This is a genomic window from Chitiniphilus shinanonensis DSM 23277, assembly GCF_000374805.1.
Taxonomy (GTDB): domain Bacteria; phylum Pseudomonadota; class Gammaproteobacteria; order Burkholderiales; family Chitinibacteraceae; genus Chitiniphilus; species Chitiniphilus shinanonensis.
This window is the reverse complement of sequence record NZ_KB895334.1, coordinates 23,561-43,581: the sequence shown is the minus strand read 5'-3', so window position 1 is coordinate 43,581 and position 20,021 is coordinate 23,561. Positions and strand designations below refer to the sequence as shown.

Annotated in this window: 19 protein-coding genes; 11 read left to right on the top strand and 8 right to left on the bottom strand. The window is 61.9% G+C overall.

Annotation, left to right across the window (positions count from 1 at the left end; translation table 11 throughout):
• The first annotated feature begins 199 nt into the window (after window positions 1-199).
• Entirely contained in the window at window positions 200-451 is a 252-nt protein-coding gene (locus tag C556_RS0100205) for a hypothetical protein (protein ID WP_157235662.1), read from the top strand.
• Between the two features lie 49 nt (window positions 452-500).
• Here the strand turns inward: C556_RS0100205 and C556_RS18675 are convergent, their stop codons facing one another.
• Entirely contained in the window at window positions 501-839 is a 339-nt protein-coding gene (locus C556_RS18675; RefSeq protein WP_018746199.1) for a hypothetical protein, read from the bottom strand.
• A gap of 82 nt (window positions 840-921) precedes the next feature.
• Complete coding sequence (locus tag C556_RS0100195; RefSeq protein WP_018746198.1) at window positions 922-1,356, bottom strand: hypothetical protein; 435 nt, start codon at window positions 1,354-1,356, stop codon at window positions 922-924.
• 243 nt (window positions 1,357-1,599) lie between these two features.
• Here C556_RS0100195 and C556_RS0100190 point away from each other — a divergent pair, with 243 nt between their 5' ends.
• From C556_RS0100190 to C556_RS0100175, 4 genes are all read left to right on the top strand, one after another.
• Window positions 1,600-2,187, top strand: coding sequence for a recombinase family protein (locus tag C556_RS0100190; protein ID WP_018746197.1), 588 nt, complete (start codon window positions 1,600-1,602; stop codon window positions 2,185-2,187).
• Between the two features lie 16 nt (window positions 2,188-2,203).
• Complete coding sequence (locus C556_RS0100185; RefSeq protein WP_018746196.1) at window positions 2,204-5,458, top strand: Eco57I restriction-modification methylase domain-containing protein; 3,255 nt, start codon at window positions 2,204-2,206, stop codon at window positions 5,456-5,458.
• Between the two features lie 91 nt (window positions 5,459-5,549).
• Entirely contained in the window at window positions 5,550-8,204 is a 2,655-nt protein-coding gene (locus tag C556_RS0100180; RefSeq protein WP_018746195.1) for a TrlF family AAA-like ATPase, read from the top strand.
• A gap of 81 nt (window positions 8,205-8,285) precedes the next feature.
• Window positions 8,286-8,861, top strand: a complete 576-nt coding sequence (locus tag C556_RS0100175; protein ID WP_018746194.1) for a hypothetical protein — start codon at window positions 8,286-8,288, stop codon at window positions 8,859-8,861.
• Between the two features lie 140 nt (window positions 8,862-9,001).
• Here C556_RS0100175 and C556_RS0100170 read toward each other — a convergent pair whose 3' ends face one another.
• From C556_RS0100170 to C556_RS0100150, 5 genes are read right to left on the bottom strand one after another with little or no spacing between them, the layout of a single operon-like run.
• Window positions 9,002-9,562: a 3'-5' exonuclease gene (locus C556_RS0100170; RefSeq protein ID WP_018746193.1), complete on the bottom strand. Its 561-nt coding sequence runs from the start codon at window positions 9,560-9,562 to the stop codon at window positions 9,002-9,004.
• A complete protein-coding gene (locus C556_RS18670; protein WP_018746192.1) occupies window positions 9,559-10,056 on the bottom strand; it encodes an HAD domain-containing protein in 498 nt (165 codons plus the stop codon). The genes C556_RS0100170 and C556_RS18670 overlap by 4 nt, the downstream gene beginning before the upstream one ends.
• On the bottom strand, window positions 10,053-10,622 hold the full coding sequence (locus C556_RS0100160) for an HAD family hydrolase (protein WP_018746191.1): 570 nt from the start codon (window positions 10,620-10,622) through the stop codon (window positions 10,053-10,055). Before C556_RS0100160 ends, C556_RS18670 begins: the two co-directional genes overlap by 4 nt.
• A gap of 10 nt (window positions 10,623-10,632) precedes the next feature.
• Complete coding sequence (locus tag C556_RS0100155) at window positions 10,633-10,836, bottom strand: hypothetical protein (protein WP_018746190.1); 204 nt, start codon at window positions 10,834-10,836, stop codon at window positions 10,633-10,635.
• Window position 10,837: 1 nt separating this feature from the next.
• Window positions 10,838-11,398 carry a hypothetical protein gene (locus tag C556_RS0100150; protein WP_018746189.1) on the bottom strand — a complete coding sequence of 187 codons (561 nt, stop codon included), beginning with the start codon at window positions 11,396-11,398 and terminating at the stop codon, window positions 10,838-10,840.
• A 30-nt stretch (window positions 11,399-11,428) separates the two neighbouring features.
• On the opposite strand from C556_RS0100150, the gene C556_RS21235 reads away from it, so the two are divergent.
• Window positions 11,429-11,842 carry a CppA family protein gene (locus C556_RS21235; protein ID WP_018746188.1) on the top strand — a complete coding sequence of 138 codons (414 nt, stop codon included), beginning with the start codon at window positions 11,429-11,431 and terminating at the stop codon, window positions 11,840-11,842.
• 412 nt (window positions 11,843-12,254) lie between these two features.
• Here C556_RS21235 and C556_RS21230 read toward each other — a convergent pair whose 3' ends face one another.
• On the bottom strand, window positions 12,255-14,813 hold the full coding sequence (locus C556_RS21230; RefSeq protein WP_018746187.1) for a sensor domain-containing diguanylate cyclase: 2,559 nt from the start codon (window positions 14,811-14,813) through the stop codon (window positions 12,255-12,257).
• A gap of 703 nt (window positions 14,814-15,516) precedes the next feature.
• On the opposite strand from C556_RS21230, the gene C556_RS0100135 reads away from it, so the two are divergent.
• The 5 genes from C556_RS0100135 to C556_RS22660 all read left to right on the top strand — a co-directional run bounded on the left by C556_RS0100135 (window position 15,517) and on the right by C556_RS22660 (window position 19,698).
• Complete coding sequence (locus C556_RS0100135) at window positions 15,517-16,191, top strand: YiaD family glycine zipper/OmpA-like lipoprotein (RefSeq protein ID WP_018746186.1); 675 nt, start codon at window positions 15,517-15,519, stop codon at window positions 16,189-16,191.
• Window positions 16,192-16,450: 259 nt separating this feature from the next.
• Window positions 16,451-16,723, top strand: a complete 273-nt coding sequence (locus tag C556_RS0100130; RefSeq protein ID WP_018746185.1) for an oxidative damage protection protein — start codon at window positions 16,451-16,453, stop codon at window positions 16,721-16,723.
• Window positions 16,724-16,933: 210 nt separating this feature from the next.
• The gene (gene ppk1, locus C556_RS0100125; protein WP_018746184.1) at window positions 16,934-19,012 is read left to right on the top strand and encodes a polyphosphate kinase 1; all 2,079 of its coding nucleotides are present in this window, start codon (window positions 16,934-16,936) and stop codon (window positions 19,010-19,012) included.
• Window positions 19,013-19,067: 55 nt separating this feature from the next.
• Window positions 19,068-19,508: a SixA phosphatase family protein gene (locus tag C556_RS0100120; protein ID WP_018746183.1), complete on the top strand. Its 441-nt coding sequence runs from the start codon at window positions 19,068-19,070 to the stop codon at window positions 19,506-19,508.
• 43 nt (window positions 19,509-19,551) lie between these two features.
• Window positions 19,552-19,698, top strand: coding sequence for a hypothetical protein (locus C556_RS22660; protein WP_157235658.1), 147 nt, complete (start codon window positions 19,552-19,554; stop codon window positions 19,696-19,698).
• Window positions 19,699-20,021 lie beyond the last annotated feature (323 nt).

Below are 20,021 nucleotides of genomic sequence, written 5' to 3'. Positions count from 1 at the left end.
CCCGCGCTGAAACACTCACACCTGCACTGCCACAAGGCTTTTCGGCCGACGAGCTTGCAGCCGCTGCCCACTGGGTGGTGGCCCGTGCTGGCCCTGCGGCAAGTGGGCCACGTATCGCCGCCACGTTGGAGGCCTTGCAGGCGGTTGCGCGTCGGGCTCGCCGTGGGCCGGTCTGCTTTCGCCCGGCTCTGGTTTGGAGGTGCTGCACATCCCGGCCGACAAGCCAGGCATGGGCCAGTTGGCCAGCTTGACCGGGGAGGTCGACCAAGCGGCTTTACGCGACATCGGTCGCGCGCTGCGAGCCGAGTTCGTGGCCTGCGGCACGGACATGTTGCGGGTGCAATTCGATGATGGCGCGGAAGTGATCGTGTACGCCATCGAGGTGCGGGCCATCGTGATGGCCGCCGCCAACATTCAACTCACTGACGGAGGTGCCAACTTCCAAGCATGAGTAGTCGGTAGGTATGTGCATACCTACCGAGATTGCTCATCAGCTTGACTCAAGAGGCAAGACCAAGATCGCCCTCGGCGTCAGCAACGCCTTGTTCGCGGATCAGAGCACCGGTCTGCTGCTTGGTAAGCGCGGAACGCGTCTTGTTGGCAGCGTGGAGCTTTGCAATGGTTGGCATTTCGTCGGCGGTGAAGGTAACAGGCGAGTCCGGGTTGTTTTTCTGGCTGTTCTTGGTCATCTGGAGTGCGATGACTTCGGAATCAACGCCGTTGGCCAGCGCAGATGCGACGCGGGCGGCGGCGTGGCCAGTACGGCTGGTTTGCGTAGAAGTGAGTTCTTCCCATGCGTCTGCTGCGCCGTCAACAATGTTGTTCAGATCAATGCTCATCTTTAGCCTCTCTTAAGCTGGTGCTCGCGCCATAGCAAGCGGGTTGTCAACAGCGGAGCTGACAATGCCGCTGGTTCTTGTGTCACGACTTCATGCTCTTTGTGATGTCTGAAATCGTGGGTTGTGTCACGCCATACTGATCGGCGAGTTGTCCTTGCGTGTACAAGCCGGAGCTGTAGAGGCCCTGAATTTCCTTGCGCTCTTTGTCCGTGAGTCGAGCCGTGCTTGCATGAGGAAGGCAGTTGCTAAGCTGCTGCTCAAGCGAGTTCAGTTGCTGTTGAACTGAATTCAGTTGCTGTCGCTGTTGCCATGCTGCTTCAAAGGCTTCCTTGGCACAGTCGGGGCTTGTTGCTGCAATTTGCAAGATCGCATTGCTCAGCTTCTGGGTTTGGTCTTTCAAATCTTGAACCGCGCGCCTTGTCGTTGCGATGTCGCTGCGTGAGAAGCTCTGCTGCTGTGCAGCTTGCATAACTTGCACCGTCGGTGCTTTGGGGGTGATGTCGTCTTCGGGCGGCATTTCGTTTTCCTTGCGGCAAGGCGTTTCCACATAAAACACATACGGATTATATGTGTTTTATGTGCGCATGCCAAGTGGCGCTGCGACAGTCCCGAAAACGGTGGTTTGTTGGACGGTTACCGCAGGGGCCGGTTTGCCCTGTCCAAAGCGTCCTCCGGCTGTTAAAATTGCCGTCAATTTATCAACGTCCAGCAAACACACCTTTGCTGGACATTTTTTGTGTCTGGAAGGCGGGATCGGCCAATGGGGCAGCGCATCGGGTACGCCCGAGTCTCGACGGATGACCAGAACCTTGATTTGCAGCTCGACGGGCTGCACAAGGCTGGTATTACCGACGACCACCTCTATTCCGACACCGCAAGCGGCAAGGATGCCGAGCGCAAAGAGTTGGCTGCGTGTCTCAAGGCGCTGCGCGAAGGTGACACCCTCGTCGTGTGGCGGCTGGATCGCCTCGGCCGCAGCCTGCCCGACCTTGTGCGCATCGTCGGCGAGTTGGAACAGAAGGGTGTCAGCTTCGAGAGCCTGACGGAGAAGATCGAGACGGGGAGCGCGGCAGGCAAGCTGGTCTTTCACGTCTTTGCTGCGCTCGCTGAGTTCGAGCGCAACTTGATTCGCGAGCGTACTCAAGCCGGGCTTGCCGCAGCTCGGGCTAGGGGTCGAAGCGGAGGCCGCAAGCCCAAGCTCGATACGCAGCAGATCAAGGAAATCATGCGACTGATGTCTGACCCGTCGATTCCGGTTAGCACCATCGCCAAGCGATACCAAGTGTCGCGCACCACAATTTACAAGGTAGCTCCCGTTAGGCGGCCCGAGCCGAAGCGGCAGCCCTGAAAACAGAAGGACAAGAATGGACACCAATACCAAGAAGGGCTACGACCTCATCAACCGACGCCGCAAGCAGTGGGTCAACGAGGAAGAGGTACGTCACGCATGGATGAAGGGGCTTGAGGAGGCTTTGCAGATCGACTTGGATGCCGAGCGAGCCAAGCGCGACTCCAGCTACAACAATGTCGTTATCGAATTCAAAGGCCCCGGCCTTTTCAAGGGCAGTGAAACGAGTCCGAAGTTTATTGAGGCAACCGATGGTCGCCTCTTGAAGTACATCCCTCGCTTGGCATCCGAGCAAGGGCTGGACGAGAAGGACTACATCGGCATTGCCATCGACGGGGATCACGTGGGCTTTGCCCAGGTGCAGGACGGAACGATTGTCCACCAGCCGCTGATGCCGTTCTCGACTATCACCTTCCAGATGGTGGTCGATGCGCTGAGGGCCAACTTCCGGCGAGCCATCACATCCGAGAACCTGGCCGAGGACTTCGGGCATCTCTCCAGCACCGGCCGAGAGTTCATGCAGGAGCTGTCCAACGCCCTCGCTGACGCCCTTGGGCGACCAGGCAATCGCAAGATCAAGATGCTTTTCGAGGAATGGGCAACCCTGTATGGGCAAGCCGCCGACCTCAGCATCCAGCAGCGTAAGAAGATCAACGGGTCGTTGGGCTTTGACTTCGCTGGCCCGGCCGCCATTGACCTGCCCGCCAAGCTTTTCGTCACCCACACCTTCCATTCGCTGCTGATGAAGTTGATCGCAGCCGAGATCGTGGCTGCGCACGGCATGGCGTCCAGCACGTCCCTGATCCATGAGCTGCTGGCTCTCGGATCGGACGAAGCGCTGATCGACGCCCTGCGCTCGGATGTCGAGAACGGCGGGTTCTTCAACGCAGTCGGCTTGCATGGCTTCGTCGAAGAAGCAATCTTCAGTTGGTATCTGGACGCCACAACCAAGAAGGCCATTCGCACGTCGATGTGCCTGGCGATCCGCACCCTGCTGGCCCAGCTCTCGGTCTATCGCTTCGACACCATCAAGAAAACCGGCCGCTCGCGCGATGTCCTGCGTGACTTCTATCAGGACCTGGTGCCGGAGGAATTGCGCAAGAGCCTTGGCGAGTTCTACACGCCGGACTGGTTGGTCGAGCACTCCGTAGCCAAGCTCGGCTACAAGCGGGACAAGTGGCTTGCAGCTAGGCTCCTTGACCCGACATGCGGGTCTGGTTCGTTCTTGCTAGAGGCCATCGAGCAGAAGCGCCGAGCGGCCCTGACGGCGGGATGGACTGCTGAGCAGACCGTGGACATGCTGACCACGACGGTCTGGGGCTTCGACCTCAACCCGCTTGCGGTGCAATCCTCTCGCGTCAACTTCCTGATCGCCATCGCAGACCTGTTGCAGCAGTGCAAGGGCAAGGACGTTGAGATTCCCGTGCTCCTGGCAGATGCGGTGTACTCCCCGGCCCCGCATCCAGACGGCGACCAAAAGGTTGTTGAGTACAGCATCGGCAGCCAGCAGGCCAATCTACAAGTCGTTCTCCCTGTCGACCTGGCACGTGATCGTGTGCTGCTGGACAAGGTATTTCAGCTCATGGGTGAAGAGGTCGAAAACGACACCGAGTACCCTCCTGTCGCGAAGGCGCTGGTGAAGGCTCGAATCCTGAGCAAGGCGCAGGCCGACGAATGGCATGACCACCTCAAGACGACCTATGACCAGGTGCTCGCCCTGCACCGGCAGAACTGGAATGGAATCTGGTTCAGGATCGTGCGCAACTTCTTCTGGTCAGCCACGGCCGGGCAGTTTGACGCCATCGTTGGCAACCCGCCTTGGGTGCGATGGTCGAACCTCCCCGAGGCGTACCGGAACCGAGCCAAGCCGACCTGCGAGAAATACGCCATCTTCTCGGACACCAAATTCCACGGTGGCAACGAGCTAGACATCTCCGCCATCATCACCTACACGACGGCCGACAAGTGGCTGGTCGAGGATGGACGGTTGGTGTTCGTCATCACGCAGACGGTTTTCCAGTCCCCTTCGTCGCAAGGCTTCCGGCGTTTCCGCATCAACGCAACCGACCGCTTGGTGCCGATCTCCATTGATGACATGAAGGAGCTAAAGCCGTTCCCAGACGCGGCCAACAAAACGGCCGTCGCTATGTTCACGAAGAAGGTTCGGGGAACGACCCGCTATCCGTTGGACTACCGGGTTTGGCTTGGCAAGCCCAAGACGGACGATGCAGGCAATCCGAAGAAGGGGCGTGGCGGTCAGGTGGCCCGCTTGAAGGCCATCGACCCACGCTTGCATCGTGCCGAAGTCATCGACCTTGTGGAAGTGATCCAGATGGAGGCCAATCCCGTCTCCCAGACGATGGAGGGGGCACCCTGGGCAATCATGAAGCCGGGACACTTCGCAGCGTGTCAGCCAATGTTCGGAGCTTCGACTTGGGTCAACGGCCGCAAGGGCATTACGACCGACCTCAACGGGGTTTATTTCGTCGATGTGATCGACTCGAACCCTGTGGCACAGACGGTCAAGGTGCGCACCAGGCCGCACGAGGGAAAGACCGACTTGGGCCAGCCGCGCGAGTTCTGGGTTGAGGCTGAGAGCTTGTTTCCCCTCGCGAAGGGCGCAGGCGACTTGCATCCCTGCTACTTCCTGCCGGAGAACACCCTATATGCGTTTGTGCCCAACAAGGGCATTGACCGCGCCTCGTTGGACACCGCAGCGGCGTGCTACAGCAGCCACACGAATCCCAAGACCTTCAAGTTCTTCAAGGCGTACAAGTCTTTCCTGGAGTCCCGTTCCACTTTCAAGACGCGCATGAAGGGCGCACCCTTCTTCGCGATCTACAACGTGGGCGATTACACCTTCGCGCCCTACAAGGTCATTTGGGCTGAGATGACGGGCGACTTCTCGGCGGCCGTGGTGGCGTCAGGCTCGGTGCCGGGCTACGGGCCGCGTGTCTATGTACCTGACCACAAGCTCTACTTTGCCGACTTCGACCAGCCGGAACCGGCTTACTACCTGTGTGGCCTGCTGCACTCGGAAATCGTCAAGGAGATGATCGAGGCGCACAACGTGGCGACCAACATGGGCGACATCTTCAAGCATGTGAGCTTGCCGGACTATGACGCAACGTCGGCCGACCACATGGCGCTTGCCGAGCTGGTGAAACAGGCCCACCAGGAGCATGACTCCAAGGCTCGGGCCAAGATCGTTGCCAAGGTTCGAGCCGCGGCTGCAAAGATCATCGACGCGGAGATTGCACTGCGCCGGTGATGCGTTTGAAAGGACACGACCAGTAGCAGGTGCTATCAAGCGGCCCTACAGCGCCGTCATGCATCGTCATCGTAGGAAGCCAGGGATAAATATGAGCGATCAATACACCTACGCGAAATTTTGGCGCTGCGCCCTACAGGTCAACCCTGTCGGCTACAACGGCACTTACAGGGGAGCCGATCACGGACTGGATGAAGGCGGATACAACCAAGCCCTACTCCAAAAGTGTCTTGAGCTGGGCATCACGGTTGTGGGCCTAGCTGATCACGGCAGCGTGGCCAGCGTCGATGCCTTGCGTCAGGTTCTACAGCCTCGTGGGATCGTGGTGTTCCCCGGCTTCGAGATCGCCTCGAATGACAAGACCCACTACGTTTGCCTGTTTTCCGAGGAAACGACGGGACAGCAACTCGAACGCTACCTGGGCAATCTCGACCTTCTTGACCCAACAGACGGTGTTCGCCCGTCTCGATTGAGTTCCGAGCAGTTGATCGAGAAAGTCGATCAACTCGGAGGCTTCATCTACGCTGCGCACTGTACGTCGGACAGCGGCCTCCTGAAGAACCGGCTCAACCATGTGTGGAAGCTCCCCAAGCTGCGCGCGGCCCAGATACCGGGGCCGATAGATGACTTGGCGGGGGTGGAAGGTGACTTCTACCGCAAGGTGCTGCTGAACAAGGATGATGCCTACCGGCGTGAGCGGCCCGTAGCAGTCATCAATGCCAAAGATGTCGCCAAGCCGGAGGACTTGGAGCAGCCGGGGGCCACTTGCCTCATAAAGATGACGCGCCCCAATTTCGCTGCGTTCAAGGTCGCCTTCCTTGACTCAGGATCGCGCATCCGCCTGAACTCCCAGCAGGCCGAAAGTCCGATTGGCAAGGTGGTCCGCATGACTGTCACGGGCGGCTACCTTAATGGCGTCCGGGTCGATTTTTCCGACCATCTCAACACGGTGATCGGCGGCCGTGGAACGGGTAAGTCAACCTTGCTCGAATGCCTGCGCTTCGCCTTGGACTTGCCACCCAAAGGCAAACAGGCTCAGAAACTCCACCAAGAGATCATCAAGGAGAACCTTGGTCGCTCGGCCGGTCGGGTTGAGCTGACAGTGGTGTCCTCTGCCCAGAACGGCAAGCAGTACACCATCTCGCGCCGTCATGGCGAGCCGCCGATGGTGCGTGACATGGATGGCAATGTCTCCACCCTGCTCCCGCGCGACTTGCTGCCGGGCATCGACATCTATGGGCAGAACGAGATTTACGAGCTGGCCCAAGATGAAACCAGCCGGGTGCAGTTGCTGGGTCGCTTTCTTCCCCAAGACGGGGAGTACGAGGCGAAGAGCGCCGACGTGCATAGGCGCTTGAAGGACAACCAGCAGAAGCTCACGAAGTCCCTGACCGATCTTGATGAGTTGAATGCACAGGTTGAGCGCTTGCCTAAGCTGGAAGAGCAGCTTCGCGGTTTTGATGAGCTGGGGATCAAGGAGAAGCTGGCCACGACCTCATTGCTCGCACGCGAGCGAGAGATTGCCAAGACCGCTACTGATGGCGTGCAGAGCTTTCGCGACGCGCTTTCAGACCTGCGTGACAGCTTGCCTGACCTTGACTTCATCAACGATGAGGCTCTTGAGGGGTTGCCTGACTCTGCCCAGTTGCTCGCCATGCGCACGACGCTGGATGGACTCAAGCAGGGGTTCACCGACCATCTGACCGCCATGCAGGTCTTGCTTGATGACAAGGCAGGACAGTTCACCACCCAGCATGGCGCATGGCAGCAGGCGATTCAGGCGCACGATGCCGAGTTGGAGAAGGCGCTGCGGACGTTGCCCGCCACTGCTGGAAAGAGCGGGCAGGAGATCGGTGTTGCCTATCAGAAGTTGATGGAGGAGATTGAGCGCATCAAGCCCATGAAGTCGCGGGCAACTAATCACGAGTCCCAGCGCAACGCCTTGCGTCAGGAGCGGCGCAACTTGTTGGCTGAGCTGTCCGATTTGCGTGGGCAACGCATACAGGCGTTGCAGAAGGCCGCGAAGAAGCTGAACAGGCGGCTTGAAGGCAAGCTCAAGGTGGAAATCGTGCCGGAGGCTGACCGCACGCCATTGGTGACGTTCCTGCTTGGTTGCAAGCTGGACGGTGTGGGTGAAAAGCGGCTTGCGTTCATTGAGGACGCCGAGACGATCAGCCCGTTGTCGCTGGCCCAGTCGATTCAGAAAGGGTCTGCCGACGTGCAACTCGATTGGGGCGTCACGCAGATGGTGGCCGACGCACTCACCAAGCTCCAGTCGTCTCAGCTCATGGAGCTGGAGGCCTTGGAGCTGGAGCATCGCGTGGACATCTTCTTGAATGTCGCGCACGGCCAAGCCGATCCGGTATTCAGGCCGCTCAACAAGCTCTCTACGGGCCAGCAGTGCACGGCAATCCTACACATGCTGCTGCTTGAGAACGTCGATCCCCTTCTGATGGATCAGCCGGAGGACAACCTAGACAACGCTTTCATTGCAGATCGGATCGTCGCCGAGTTGAGGGAGGCAAAGACCAGTCGGCAGTTCTTGTTTGCGACACACAACGCGAACATCCCGGTGTTCGGTGATGCCGAGTGGATTGGCGTGTTCACGGCCGCTGAGAACCAAGGGTGTCTCGGGCTGGAAGCACAAGGCTCGATTGACGTTCCCGTGATTCGAGATCAGGTGGCCAGCATTCTGGAAGGCGGGCGCGATGCCTTCATTCAGCGCAAAGAGAAGTACGAGTTCTAGCCAGACCGTCGCGCCTGGCGGTCATTGCCTCGTCGAGGAATTGCACCACGGCCAGGCCGAGTTTCCCAAGGAATTGATCCAATGACCGCAAGCAAATATGCCGCCGAGTGGGCCGCTGCTATCGAGCGTTCCAAGCGCTTCAACCTCACCGTCCCCACTCACGAGTTGAAGCCCGCGCACCGCTACTTAAACGACGCCCGGCATGCCGAGTTCCCCTATGTCGTGCAGAAGGGCCTCGGCGACTTAGATTTCCCAGACGTGGTGGCGCAATGCCTATCGCTCCACTATCGCCTTGTCCCGGTTTTGGAGGCATGGTTGGGATGCCCCGTACTCTATACCCTCGGGTGGGTCGATGATGGCACGGACAAGGGCATGTTCAAGTTCGACGAGCCGTTCATCGCTGAGAAGCTCCAGAGCGGGCACGTCGGAGGCACCGTCAACATGCACGCATGGCTCACGCTGCCAAGTTTGGAGGTAATCGATGTAGCCTTGGTGACTTCCCTTGCTGTCTTAAATGGCTGGGACGAAGGGCATGGTGCTGTGCTTGCCAAGCACGCGGATGAGGTCACCGGCATGGCTTACAAGCCAATGTTGATCGGCCCGGACTTCTTGCGGAAGACCGGCCTCATGGTGGAGTGGGGCGTATACACGCTCTGATCGCTCGCTGTGCTCTACCACTGCGCGTCAGGTCAGCCGCCAAAGTCCTCGCAGTGATAATTGAGGTGACTGCCCTGTAGCGGCGTTTTCCTCCCTGACGCCCGCAGTCTTGGCCGCCCCACTTAGTCGGGGCGGCTCTTTTATACCGACCAAGGCAGCAGTTTGGCGATGTTGCGTGCGTCGTCGAGGCCTCGGTGGTGCGCGCCATCGAGCGGCAGGCCGACCATCTGCAAGGCTCTGGCCATGCCGACTTCCTTGATCTTTCTGGCCTTGGCGAACCGGCGCTTGAGGTTCACATGCTCGAACGCTGCGAGCGGGTGCTGGATGCCGTGGCGCTCGCAATCTCGAACAAGCTGCTTGGCATCGAACTGGCCCCAGCTCCCCCACGTTGCGCCCGGTACTAGATGGCGTTGGGCGAAGCTGGCCAACCGTGCCGCGACCGCTGGGAACAGCTCTGCACCGCCCACGTCGGCCTGCTGGATGTTGGTGAGCTGCCGACAAAACGGGGTGAGCTCAGGGCGCACTACGGGGCGCACCAGCTCCTGAAACGTGTCGAGCACGGTGCCCTCGGCCGTGGCCCAGACCGCGCCGATCTCGATGATCTCCATTTCGCTTGCCGGGAGGCCATCGCCATCGTCGCAGGTGGCCTCAAGGTCGATGACCAGCACGGGCACGCTGGTCAGCAGCTCGGCAGCCGTCATGGCTGCCCCCGCAGCAGTTCGGCCAAGCGCGACAGCGCGGCCGGGTCAGAGAGGCCGGCGTCGGCCTGCGTGTGAACCAAGTGCGTGCGGTCTGCATCGTCCCAGCCGTCTGCGTCGTCGTCGATGGCAGCCCAGCGACGCAGGCGATGCAACGTGACCCAGCGGCGCACTTGTTGGTGGCGGGTTGCGTCCTGCCAGTACGAGTACGGCAGGCCATGCGAATTGGCGGGATCGGTCTGGATGCGATGCCACGTTGATCCCACCACGCGGCGGCGCAGCGCCATCGGCAGGAAGTCGCGCACCTCCGCGAAAGGCAGACGCCGTGCCCAACTCGTGGAGAGCACGAGCTGGACGTGCGGATTCGCTGCCAGCAACGAGGCCAAGTTGTCCGCCCACATGAACAACTCGCCGTCCCCGACCAGCGCCGGGCCGTGCTCACCCATCACCACCAGCGAGGGATGCCGCACGCCGTCGTAGTCGAGGAAAAGGATCAAATGACCCCCTTGAGGGCGTCGAGCAGCGACTGTCCTCCTCTGCGATCCAGCCAGCGCGCCTGCATCCCGTAGGCCTGCGGCCCGTCGAAATCGCACCGCTTGCTGTCGCCCACGAAAACCGCTTCGGACGGGGCGCAGCCCAACTCGGCGCAGGCGAGCCGGTACATCGTTGGGTGTGGCTTGGCTACGCCCACTTCGTAGGACAGCACGTAGGCGTCCAGATCAGGCACAAGGCCGCGCACGGCAGAGCCGTACTCGTGGGCGAGGTTCGAGCAGACGGCCAAACGCAAGCCTGCGGCCCGCGCCTTGGCCAGCACGTCGGGCACTTCGGCGAACAGGCGCAACCCGTGCAACTCTTCGGCCAAGTCGGTCGCCATCAAGTCCATCTCATCCCCCACGCCTGCCTCGATGGCGAGGGTTGCCAGCGGCACGTCGCGCGTCAGGCAGGCGAGTCGATCCATCGGCCGCCCGCTCTCGTCCAGCAGACGCCCATAGGGCGAAAGGCGGACGGTGTAGCAGATCAGCGTGCCGAAGGCGTCAAAGACAATGGCTCTTGTAGTCTGCATGTATAGATACCTACTCGAACAGCTCGCGCTCGAACTCGACGCCTGCCACCATGAGCGGCTCGCCGCTGGGCCAACGCTTAGGCGGCTGGTGGTCGCAGATGACCTGTACGTCGGTATCGTCGTTGACCACTGCCACGTCGGCCGCGTGTAAAGCGGCTTGCTTGCTCGCGCGCTCAAAGCGGCAGGTGTTGGGGTTGAATGTCCAGTAGCGCATGTCAGCATCCTTGGTGATGTGCTTTCTGCCGCTCGTGCTCATCGAGCAGTCGTTGGTACGACTCATACGCTGGCGTGCCACGTGGCGCGAAGTTGGGCAGCAGCGGAATCTCGAACTCTTCTTCCTTCTCCGGGCGGCCACGCACTGGCTCGGGCATTAGGCCCAGCTCGTTGAGCACGCGCATCAGTGCCCTGACCTCCTTGCGGATGGCCACGGCGTTTTCGGTGGTAGTGATGGCGTAGCCCTTAGCCAAGCCGATGCGGGCCACTCGCGCGCTTTCAGCCAGCGTGTCCAGCTCGAATTGGGCAGCCGCCTTCAACTGCTCTTCGTCCTCTTTGACTCGCCACTCCTTCCACTCTTCGACCTCGGTCGGGGTGAGGATGGCAAGCACATCCGCAGGCAGTTCGCGCGCTTCACGGTCGAACTTGGCTACCACGCGCTGCACGTTCTTCCCCTCGGGAAAATCCGGCGTTACTTCGCGAACCCGGCGCAGGCACTGGACACGGTGCCCCTCTCTGTAAGTGCCTTCCTTGTCGCGGTGGCGGATGATCTTGAACTGCATCTGGGGTTCTCATTTTGTGGTTGCTTGCGTATGCTAGAAAATATACGCAAAAATGACGCTCTTCGCTACGACTTCCTCCTCCTAGGGTGTTTCTTGGGTTCGATACTTTCAAAAACGTCGGCGAGCGAGCCAGCAGGCGAGTCGCCGTCCGCAGCCGGTCAGCAGACCGGCGAGGGCAGTGCGAAGGGCAGCAGCCCGGAGGACTGCATCCTTGTGCTCAACGACCGCGATAGGCGCACGTTGGCTTGGTTGCGCAGTCAGGTGAGCGATGAGGCCATTGCTGCGGCCGTGGAGCAACTGGCCGGGGCCAGAAAACCGTTTGTCTCGAACGTCGCCAAGGTGCTCGGGTTGAGCATCCCGGAAGGGATGGAGCGTTCAACGCGCGAGGAAGCGCTACGGCATTTGGCCGCGATCCGCGCCAAGCTCAAGATCGGTGGTCGTTGAACGATTCGGGCGAGTCCCTGCGGGCCGGGCTTTTCGGTCATTGTCCAGAGCTTCATTCCTCGCTCAGCCATTCGACCCGCAACCGGGACGTGTTGCACTTAGCGTCCACTCGCGTCAAGCTAGGATGCTCATTGATGAGCGCAGCCCCGCCCTTGTTGGGGTACGGTGTGCCAAGCTCGAAAAATTGGGGGTATGAATGGGGGTATATCTTGACTACCAACAGCGCTGCTCGCGTCGAAGCCCCCGTCTTTCCTAGCGTTGACGCGGCAGTTCCGCATCAACGTGTGACTCTTCCGTTTTAACGTCTTTCTAGCAAGCCGTTTCAGGCGATTGCATCTGCTTCCGTAACGCCCCATGCAAAACGCCCGTCCTGCGACGGGCGTTTTGCATGGGGGCCTGGCCGAGCGCTCGCTCAGAACAGCTCCACCCGGTTGCGTCCGCGGTGCTTGGCCTTGTACAGCGCCTTGTCGGCCTTGTTGACCAGGGTTTCGAACGATTCGTCGCTGGTGGCGTACTCGGCGACGCCCAGGCTGATCGTCACCCGCAGCGGTGTCTCCCGGTACTGGAACACCGCCGAGGCGATCTTACGGCGGATGCGTTCGGCCAGCCGGCTGGCGGCGCCCAGTGAGGTCTGGGTGATGAGGATGATGAATTCCTCGCCGCCGTACCGCGCCAGCAGGTCGTAGGGACGCAGCACGCTCTGCGCGGTGGCGGTGACCTCCTTGAGGATCACGTCGCCGGCGCTGTGGCCGTAGGTGTCGTTGATCACCTTGAAGAAATCCAGGTCGAACATGATCACGCACATCGGGCTGTCGGTTTCCAGGCACTTGCGGTATTCCTTTTCCGCGTGCTCCAGGAAGAAGTGCCGGTTGTAGGCGCCGGTGAGATTGTCGGTGAAGGCGATCTTCTCCAGCTTGTTCAGCAGGGTGATGGTGCTCTTCAACTCGCGCAGGTCGCGGGTGTAGCCGGCGACAATGTCATGGTCGCCGCGCCGCACACGTACCAGAGTGATTTCGGCGGGGATCGGCTCGCCGTTCAGCTTCTGGTGCATCCATTCGAAGCGCACCCGGCCGGTGGTGAAGGCTTCGTTGATCTTGATCTGCGCCTTGTCGCGCGACAGCGAACCGTCGGGCTGGTATTCCGGCGACAGCTCGAAGAAGCGGTCGAGGTATTCCTGTTTGTCCTTCAGCCCGAACAGGTTCACCGCCTCCTGGTTGCAATCGATGTTATGGTGGTTCTCGTCCCAGAAATTGCAGCACATCGGGGTGGCGTCGAGCATGATGCGGGTGCGTTCGTCGGCCTCGCGCATTTCGGCCAGGCTGGCCTTCAGCTCGCGCAGATCGCGGGTATAGCCGGCGACGATGTAGTGGTCGCGCCACTTCACGCGCACCAGGGTGATTTCGGCGGGCACCGGCTCGCCGTTCAGCTTCTGGTGCATCCACTCGAAGCGCACCCTGCCGTCGCGGAACGCCTGGTGGATGTACTCCGCCGCCATCTCTGCCGTGGGCCGGCCATTGGGCTGGAACTCGGGCGACAGCTCGAAGAAGCGGTCGAGGTATTCCTGTTTGTCCTTCAGCTCGAACAGGTTCACCGCTTCCTGGTTGCAATCGATGTTGTTGAGCTGTTCATCCCACAGGTTGCAGCACAGCGGCGTGGCGTCGAGCATGATGCGGGTGCGTTCGTCGGCTTCGCGCATCTCGCTCAGCATGCTCTTGGTTTCGCGCAGGTCGCGGGTATAGCCGGCGACGATGTAGTGCTCGCCGTATTTGACGCGCACCAGCGTGATTTCGGCGGGAATGGGTTCGCCGTTCAGCTTCTGGTGCATCCACTCGAAGCGGATCCGGCCATCGCGGAACGCCTGCTGGACATACTCCAGCGCCATCTCATCGGAGCGTCGCCCGTTCGGCTGGAACTCGGGCGACAGCTCGAAGAAGTGGTCCAGATATTCCTGTTTGTTGTTCAGCTCGAACAGGCCGATCACTTCCTGGTTGCAATCGACGTTGTGCAGGCTTTCGTCCCAGAAATTGCAGCACAGGGGGGTGGCCTCGAACATGATGCGCGCGCGGTCGTCGGCTTCGCGCATCTCCGTCTGGCTGGCGATGATCTGGCGCAGGTCATGGATGTAGCCGGCGACGAACACCTTTGCGCCGTGCTCGATCCGTACCAGGGTGATATGCGCGGGGATGCGTTCGCCGTTCAGTTTCTGGTGCATCCAGTCGAAGCTCACCTGGCCATCGCTGACCACCTGCCGGGTGTACTCGTCGGCCTGTTCCTGCGAGTTGCGGCCGTTGGACTGGAACTCGGGCGACAGGTCGTAGAAGCGCTCCATCAGTTCTTGCTTGCTCGACAGATCGAACAGCCGCACCGCGGCGTCGTTGCAATCGATGATGTGCGAGTCGGTGTCCCAGAGCGTGCAGCCCAGCGGGGTGGCGTCCAGCACCAGCCGCAGGCGCTCGTCCGCTTCCTGGAGCCGCGTTTCCCTGGCCTTGGTCTCCCGCAGATCGCGCATGTAGCTGGCGACCAGATAACCGTCGCCGTGCCGCACCCGTACCAGGGTGATCTCGGCGGGCACCGGTTCGCCATCCAGCTTGCGGTGCATCCACTCCAGGGTCAGCGTGCCCACTTCGATGGCCTGGGCGATGGCGTGGGCGGCGGCCTCGTGCGAGGTGCGCCCGTCCGGCTGGAATTCGGGCGACAGCTCGTAGAAGCGGTCGAGGTATTCCTGCTTGCCGGACAGTTCGAAGAACGTCGCCGACGTGCGGTTGCAGTCGATCGGCCTGGCATCGGCGCTCCAGACGGTGCAACACAGCGGCGTCGCATCGAGCATGATCTTCATCCACTCGTATGCGTCGGAGTCCTCCGCCTGAGCGGAGCTGAACGGGATGGGGCGCGGCAAATCCATGGCGCAGGCGCTGATTTCCGATGATTGCCACACCGGCAACACGCCGGTGGCGTCGTGCTCGCGTTTCATAGGGTCGTTGGCCGATCCAGGGGACCAACAAGGCAAGGCGTACGCCATCGCCGATGCCTCGCGCGCCGTCGAGGTGCACGGCGCGCACAGCTGGCGATCCGGCAAACGCCGCTTCCCACGCCAACGGGCGGCGGGATCCTCCGTGCACCGACGTATTCCGCGCGGGCTTGTGGCCTGGAGGCGAACGACGGGATGCGGGAACGGCTTGCTGATCGAGTTATCAGCGTAGGTTATTGCTTAGAAAAGACAAAAACCCCCACCGAACGAGAGGGCCCCCCACCGAAATAGGCGACGAGAGGTAGATAGTCCAGTGCAATCAGTGGGCTTGCGCAATGTAGACGACGACCTGGCTGACACAGATGTGACAGATCGACCATCATGAGCGGCCTGAAAGATAAGGTGTGGTTATCGGGCCAATCGCGGCTGACAAAACCCTCCTGGCTGCGTCGCGCTCGCTTGCCGTACTACTTGTACTGTCTGCGTTTCGCGCTCCTTGCCAGGGCCGCTACGCTGGGTTTTGTTGGCCGCTCGAATCGCGTCATCCCTTGCCGTTGCCGATATCGCCGGCATGCAGCGGAAGCAAGCCCGCCGGTGGCGGGCTGTGGCGACCGTCTCTCCCACCATGTGATCTTTTACGACCCCGGCCGGCGCTGCTGTCCACGATAATGCACGCCATCCGTGCCCGATAAGAAAGGAGAACATCATGCGCAAGACCGTATCGCTCACCGTTATCGCCGCCCTGTTGCTGTCGGCGTGCGCCACCAACGATCTGGGGGACAAGCGCGACCTGAACAACACCGAGAAGGGCGCCATCATCGGCACGCTGGGCGGCGCCGCCGTCGGGGCGCTGGTCAACCACAAGAACCGCGGCAAGGGCGCGCTGATCGGCGCCGTGGGCGGTGGCCTGGCCGGTGGCGGCATCGGCTACTACATGGACAGCCAGGCCAAGGATCTGCAAAAGCAGCTGGCGCCGGAAATCTCGCGCGGCGAGATCTCGATCCAGAAGCAGACCGATAATTCGCTGCTGGTGAGCATGACCTCCAACACCGGCTTCGACACCAATTCGGCGGTGCTCAAGTCGGGCTATACCCCCACCCTGGACAAGATCGCCCGCGTGGTGAACCAGTACGGCAAGACCATGATCACCGTGGTGGGCCACACCGACAGCGTCGGCAAGGATGCCTACAACCAGACCTTGTCCGAGCAGCGCGCCCGCGCCGTGGTCGACTACCTGGTCGGCCGCCAGGTGAACCCGGTGCGGCTGGATTCGTATGGCAAGGGCAAGACCGAGCCGCGCGCCAGCAACGATACCGAGGAAGGCCGTCGCCTCAACCGCCGCGTCGAACTGTGGATCATGCCGGTCAAGGCCGGCAACTGATCGCGCTTTGCCGCACAGCCACCCGCGCTTCGGCGCGGGTTTTTCTTTTTGGGGCCGCTGATCCGCGCGCCGGCGGGCCCGAGGCGGGCATCGGCGGAGGGACAGTCCGTCGGCGTGGCGTGCGCCGCGTCGTCCGCCAAGGAACGGCGGTACAATCATGGGTTGCCGACGAGGCGGCGGTGGAACACCGTATCGCCGCACTTGTCATCAAGATGCAATATCTTTGTCATTCAATACCGACCGAATCCGGAGTCCGCCAATGAGCCGTACCGTGCAATGCGTCAAACTGGGCCGCGAAGCGGAAGGTCTCGAGTTCGCCCCCCTGCCTGGCGAACTCGGCCGCCGCGTCTATGAACAGGTGTCCAAGGAAGCATGGGCCGCCTGGGTCAAGCACCAGACCATGCTGATCAACGAAAACCGTCTCAACCTGGCCGACCCGCGCGCGCGCCAGTACCTGCAACAGCAGCTGGAAAACTATTTCTTCGGCGGTGGCGTCGATCAGCCGGCCGGCTACGTTCCGCCGCAGGCCTGATCGCCGCCACCGGGCGGCCGCAGGGCGTCGGTCCATGCGCAGATGCGCGGCGCGCAGCGCCGGGCGGTCTTCGCAGCATCGGGCCGCGCCACGGTGACGGCGGGTGCCGGGGATCGCGAGCACGCCGGAGCGATCCATCGGGCCAGGGAGTTCGACCGCAACTTATCCATAACTGATCGGTGATCAGTGCAGAACAGGCTCTGGAGCGCCATGACCTACAAACCCGCCGACAACCAACTGCTGCTGAACCGCGAACTGGGGCTGCTGGAGTTCAACCGCCGCGTGCTGGCCCAGGCCGAGGATCCGCGCAACCCGCTGCTGGAGCGGCTGAAGTTCCTGTGCATCGTCTCCAGCAACCTGGACGAATTCTTCGAAGTGCGGATGGCGTGGCTGAAGGAAAACGTCCGCCAGTATCCGACGCGGCTGCTGCCCGAGGGCATGACGCCGCATCAGGCCTACGAGCTGATCGGCAAGGAATCGCACCACCTGGTCGAATCGCAGTACCGCGTATTGCGCGAGGTGATGTTTCCGGCGCTGGCCAAGGAGGACATCCACTTCTTCCGCCGCAGCCTGTGGACCGACGCCCAGCGCGAGTGGGTGCGCGACTTCTTCTTCCGCGAGCTGATGCCGGTGCTGACGCCGATCGGGCTCGATCCGTCGCACCCGTTCCCGCGCATCCTCAACAAATCGCTCAACTTCATCGTCGAGCTGGAAGGCCGCGACGCCTTTGGCCGCAATGCCGAGATGGCCATCGTCCAGGCGCCGCGCATCCTGCCGCGCTTCGTCAAGATGCCGCGCGAAGTCACCGGCACCCAGCACGGTTTCGTGTTCCTGTCGTCCATCCTGCACGCGCACGTCGATGAGTTGTTCGCCGGCATGCACGTGCTCGGCTGCTACCAGTTCCGCGTCACCCGCGATTCGGACGTCACCGTGGACGACGAGGACGTCAAGGACCTGCGCGCCGCGCTGGAGGGCGAACTGTCGCAGCGCTCCTACGGCGAAGCGGTGCGGCTGGAGGTCGCCGACAACCTGCCGACGCACCTGGTCGAATACCTCAAGGAGCAGTTCCGCCTGGAGGATGCCGATGTCTACCGCGTCAACGGCCCGGTGAACCTGGTGCGACTGATGCAGGTGCCGGATCAGGTGGATCGCCCCGACCTCAAGTTCGAACCGTTCATGCCCGGCGTGCCGGTCGAGTTGCGCAAGCAGCCGGACCTGTTCGCCGCGATCCGCCATGGCGACATCCTGCTGCACCACCCGTACCAGAGCTTCACGCCGGTGATCGACCTGGTGTTGCAGGCCGCGCGCGATCCGCACGTGGTCGCGCTGAAGATGACGGTCTACCGCACCGGCAGCGAGTCGGCGCTGATGGACGCGCTGGCCGAGGCCGCGCAGCGCGGCAAGGAAGTGACGGCGGTGGTCGAGCTGATGGCCCGCTTCGACGAAGAGGCCAACATCAATTGGGCGGCCAAGCTGGAGCGTGCCGGCGTGCACGTGGTGTACGGCGTCTACGGCTACAAGACCCACGCCAAGATGCTGCTGATCGTGCGGCGCGAGGAAGGCAAGCTCAAGCGCTATGTCCACGTCGGCACCGGCAACTATCACCCGCGCACTTCCAAGCTCTACACCGACTTCGGTCTGCTGAGCGCCAACGAGGACCTCAGCAGCGACGTCAACGACGTCTTCATGCAGCTGACCGGCCTGGGGCTGGCGGGCGACCACAATGTGCTGTGGCAGGCGCCATTCACGCTCCAGCCCAATTTCATCAAGGCGATCGACCGCGAGATCGCCCACGCCAAGGTCGGCCGCAAGGCGGTGATCATCGCCAAGATGAACGCGCTGCTGGAGCCGTCGATCATCGAGAAGCTGTACGAGGCCAGCCAGGCCGGCGTGACCATCCACCTGATCGTGCGCGGCGTGTGCGCGTTGCGGCCGGGCATTCCGGGCGTGTCGGACAACATCCGCGTGCGCTCGATCATCGGTCGCTTCCTGGAACACCACCGCGTCTATTACTTCTACAACGATGGGCAGGAGGACGTGTACCTCTCCAGCGCCGACTGGATGGGCCGCAACCTGTTCCGCCGCATCGAGATCGCCTTCCCGGCGCTGACCACACGGGTGAAGCGCCGCGTGATCCGCGAGGCGCTGCGGCCATATCTGGTGGATAACGTGCAGGCGTGGGAAATGCTGTCGGACGGCCGCTACCGCCGCAAGGCGACGCGCTCGGCCAAGGCGCGTTCCGCGCAGGACATGCTGCTGACCGAAATGGGCGCCAAGCAGCGCAACTGACGGCTTCGCCCTTCGCACCCGCGCCTGAAGGTCGAATCGCCGTGGAGGTGTCGCAATGGAATTGATCCTGTGGCGTCATGCCGAGGCCGAAGACGGTGCCGACGATCTGGCGCGGGCACTGACCGAGCGTGGGCACAACCAGGCGGCACGCGCCGCCGCCTGGCTGAAGGATGCGCTGGGCAAGCACCATCCACGCGTCGTCGCCAGCCAGGCCCGGCGTGCCCAGCAGACCGCGGCGGCCTTCGCCACCGAGGTCGAGATCGATGCCCGCATCAATCCCGACGCCCCGGCGCGTGGTTACCTGGAGGCCGCCGGCTGGCCGCGCGGCGGCGGCACGGTGGTGCTGGTGGGACATCAGCCGACGCTGGGCGATGCCGCCAGTCTGGCGCTGGCCGGTAGCGAACTCGGCTGGCAGATCAAGAAAAGTGCAATCTGGTGGCTGCACTATGACGAGGCCGACGGTTCGGTGCTGCTCAAGGCGGTCTACGCGCCCTGAGCGCTCCAGTATCGGGCCCCGGCAACCGTTTCGGAGCCCCGTCATGAAGCCATTGCCGACCACCATTCCGTCCCGACCGCAGGCCCAGCCGCCGCTGCGCCAGGGCTTACCCGACTTCCGCACCCGCAACCAGCATCTCCAGCCGTTTTCCTGGATTCGCCTGAGCGCGGCATCGCCGCAGTCGGCTTGAACCGTGCATAAGAGCCTGTTCAAGATCTTTTCGCGGCAGCGCCGAGCCGGAAAAAGGTCAGGCACAAGGCGTGCGACGCAGGCAATAACCGGTTATTTCCAAGGAGCACAACGCAGTGGATGACCTTTTTCCGGCCCGGCCCGAAGGGTTCGGGGCATTGCCGGCGCGCTGCCGCGTTGCACGCCGCTCACGGTATTCATACCGCAGCGCGTCCTGCGCCTTGCCGCACACCGGCAATGCCCCGAACGCTGTCGTGAAAAGATTTTGAACAGGCTCTAAGGCAACGGCCGCATCGAGCGGCCGTTGTTGTTTGCAGCGTTGGG

Excerpts from the sequence above, each read along its gene's own strand:
- C556_RS0100190 (WP_018746197.1), top strand. The coding sequence starts at position 1,600 with ATGGGGCAGCGCATCGGGTACGCCCGAGTCTCGACGGATGACCAGAAC.
- C556_RS21230 (WP_018746187.1), bottom strand. The coding sequence starts at position 14,813 with ATGAAACGCGAGCACGACGCCACCGGCGTGTTGCCGGTGTGGCAATCA.
- C556_RS0100180 (WP_018746195.1), top strand. The coding sequence starts at position 5,550 with ATGAGCGATCAATACACCTACGCGAAATTTTGGCGCTGCGCCCTACAG.
- C556_RS0100135 (WP_018746186.1), top strand. The coding sequence starts at position 15,517 with ATGCGCAAGACCGTATCGCTCACCGTTATCGCCGCCCTGTTGCTGTCG.
- C556_RS0100170 (WP_018746193.1), bottom strand. The coding sequence starts at position 9,562 with ATGACGGCTGCCGAGCTGCTGACCAGCGTGCCCGTGCTGGTCATCGAC.
- C556_RS0100160 (WP_018746191.1), bottom strand. The coding sequence starts at position 10,622 with ATGCAGACTACAAGAGCCATTGTCTTTGACGCCTTCGGCACGCTGATC.
- C556_RS0100120 (WP_018746183.1), top strand. The coding sequence starts at position 19,068 with ATGGAATTGATCCTGTGGCGTCATGCCGAGGCCGAAGACGGTGCCGAC.
- C556_RS0100150 (WP_018746189.1), bottom strand. The coding sequence starts at position 11,398 with ATGCAGTTCAAGATCATCCGCCACCGCGACAAGGAAGGCACTTACAGA.
- C556_RS0100130 (WP_018746185.1), top strand. The coding sequence starts at position 16,451 with ATGAGCCGTACCGTGCAATGCGTCAAACTGGGCCGCGAAGCGGAAGGT.
- C556_RS0100175 (WP_018746194.1), top strand. The coding sequence starts at position 8,286 with ATGACCGCAAGCAAATATGCCGCCGAGTGGGCCGCTGCTATCGAGCGT.
- ppk1 (WP_018746184.1), top strand. The coding sequence starts at position 16,934 with ATGACCTACAAACCCGCCGACAACCAACTGCTGCTGAACCGCGAACTG.
- C556_RS22660 (WP_157235658.1), top strand. The coding sequence starts at position 19,552 with ATGAAGCCATTGCCGACCACCATTCCGTCCCGACCGCAGGCCCAGCCG.
- C556_RS18675 (WP_018746199.1), bottom strand. The coding sequence starts at position 839 with ATGAGCATTGATCTGAACAACATTGTTGACGGCGCAGCAGACGCATGG.
- C556_RS21235 (WP_018746188.1), top strand. The coding sequence starts at position 11,429 with ATGCTAGAAAATATACGCAAAAATGACGCTCTTCGCTACGACTTCCTC.
- C556_RS0100185 (WP_018746196.1), top strand. The coding sequence starts at position 2,204 with ATGGACACCAATACCAAGAAGGGCTACGACCTCATCAACCGACGCCGC.
- C556_RS0100155 (WP_018746190.1), bottom strand. The coding sequence starts at position 10,836 with ATGCGCTACTGGACATTCAACCCCAACACCTGCCGCTTTGAGCGCGCG.
- C556_RS0100195 (WP_018746198.1), bottom strand. The coding sequence starts at position 1,356 with ATGCCGCCCGAAGACGACATCACCCCCAAAGCACCGACGGTGCAAGTT.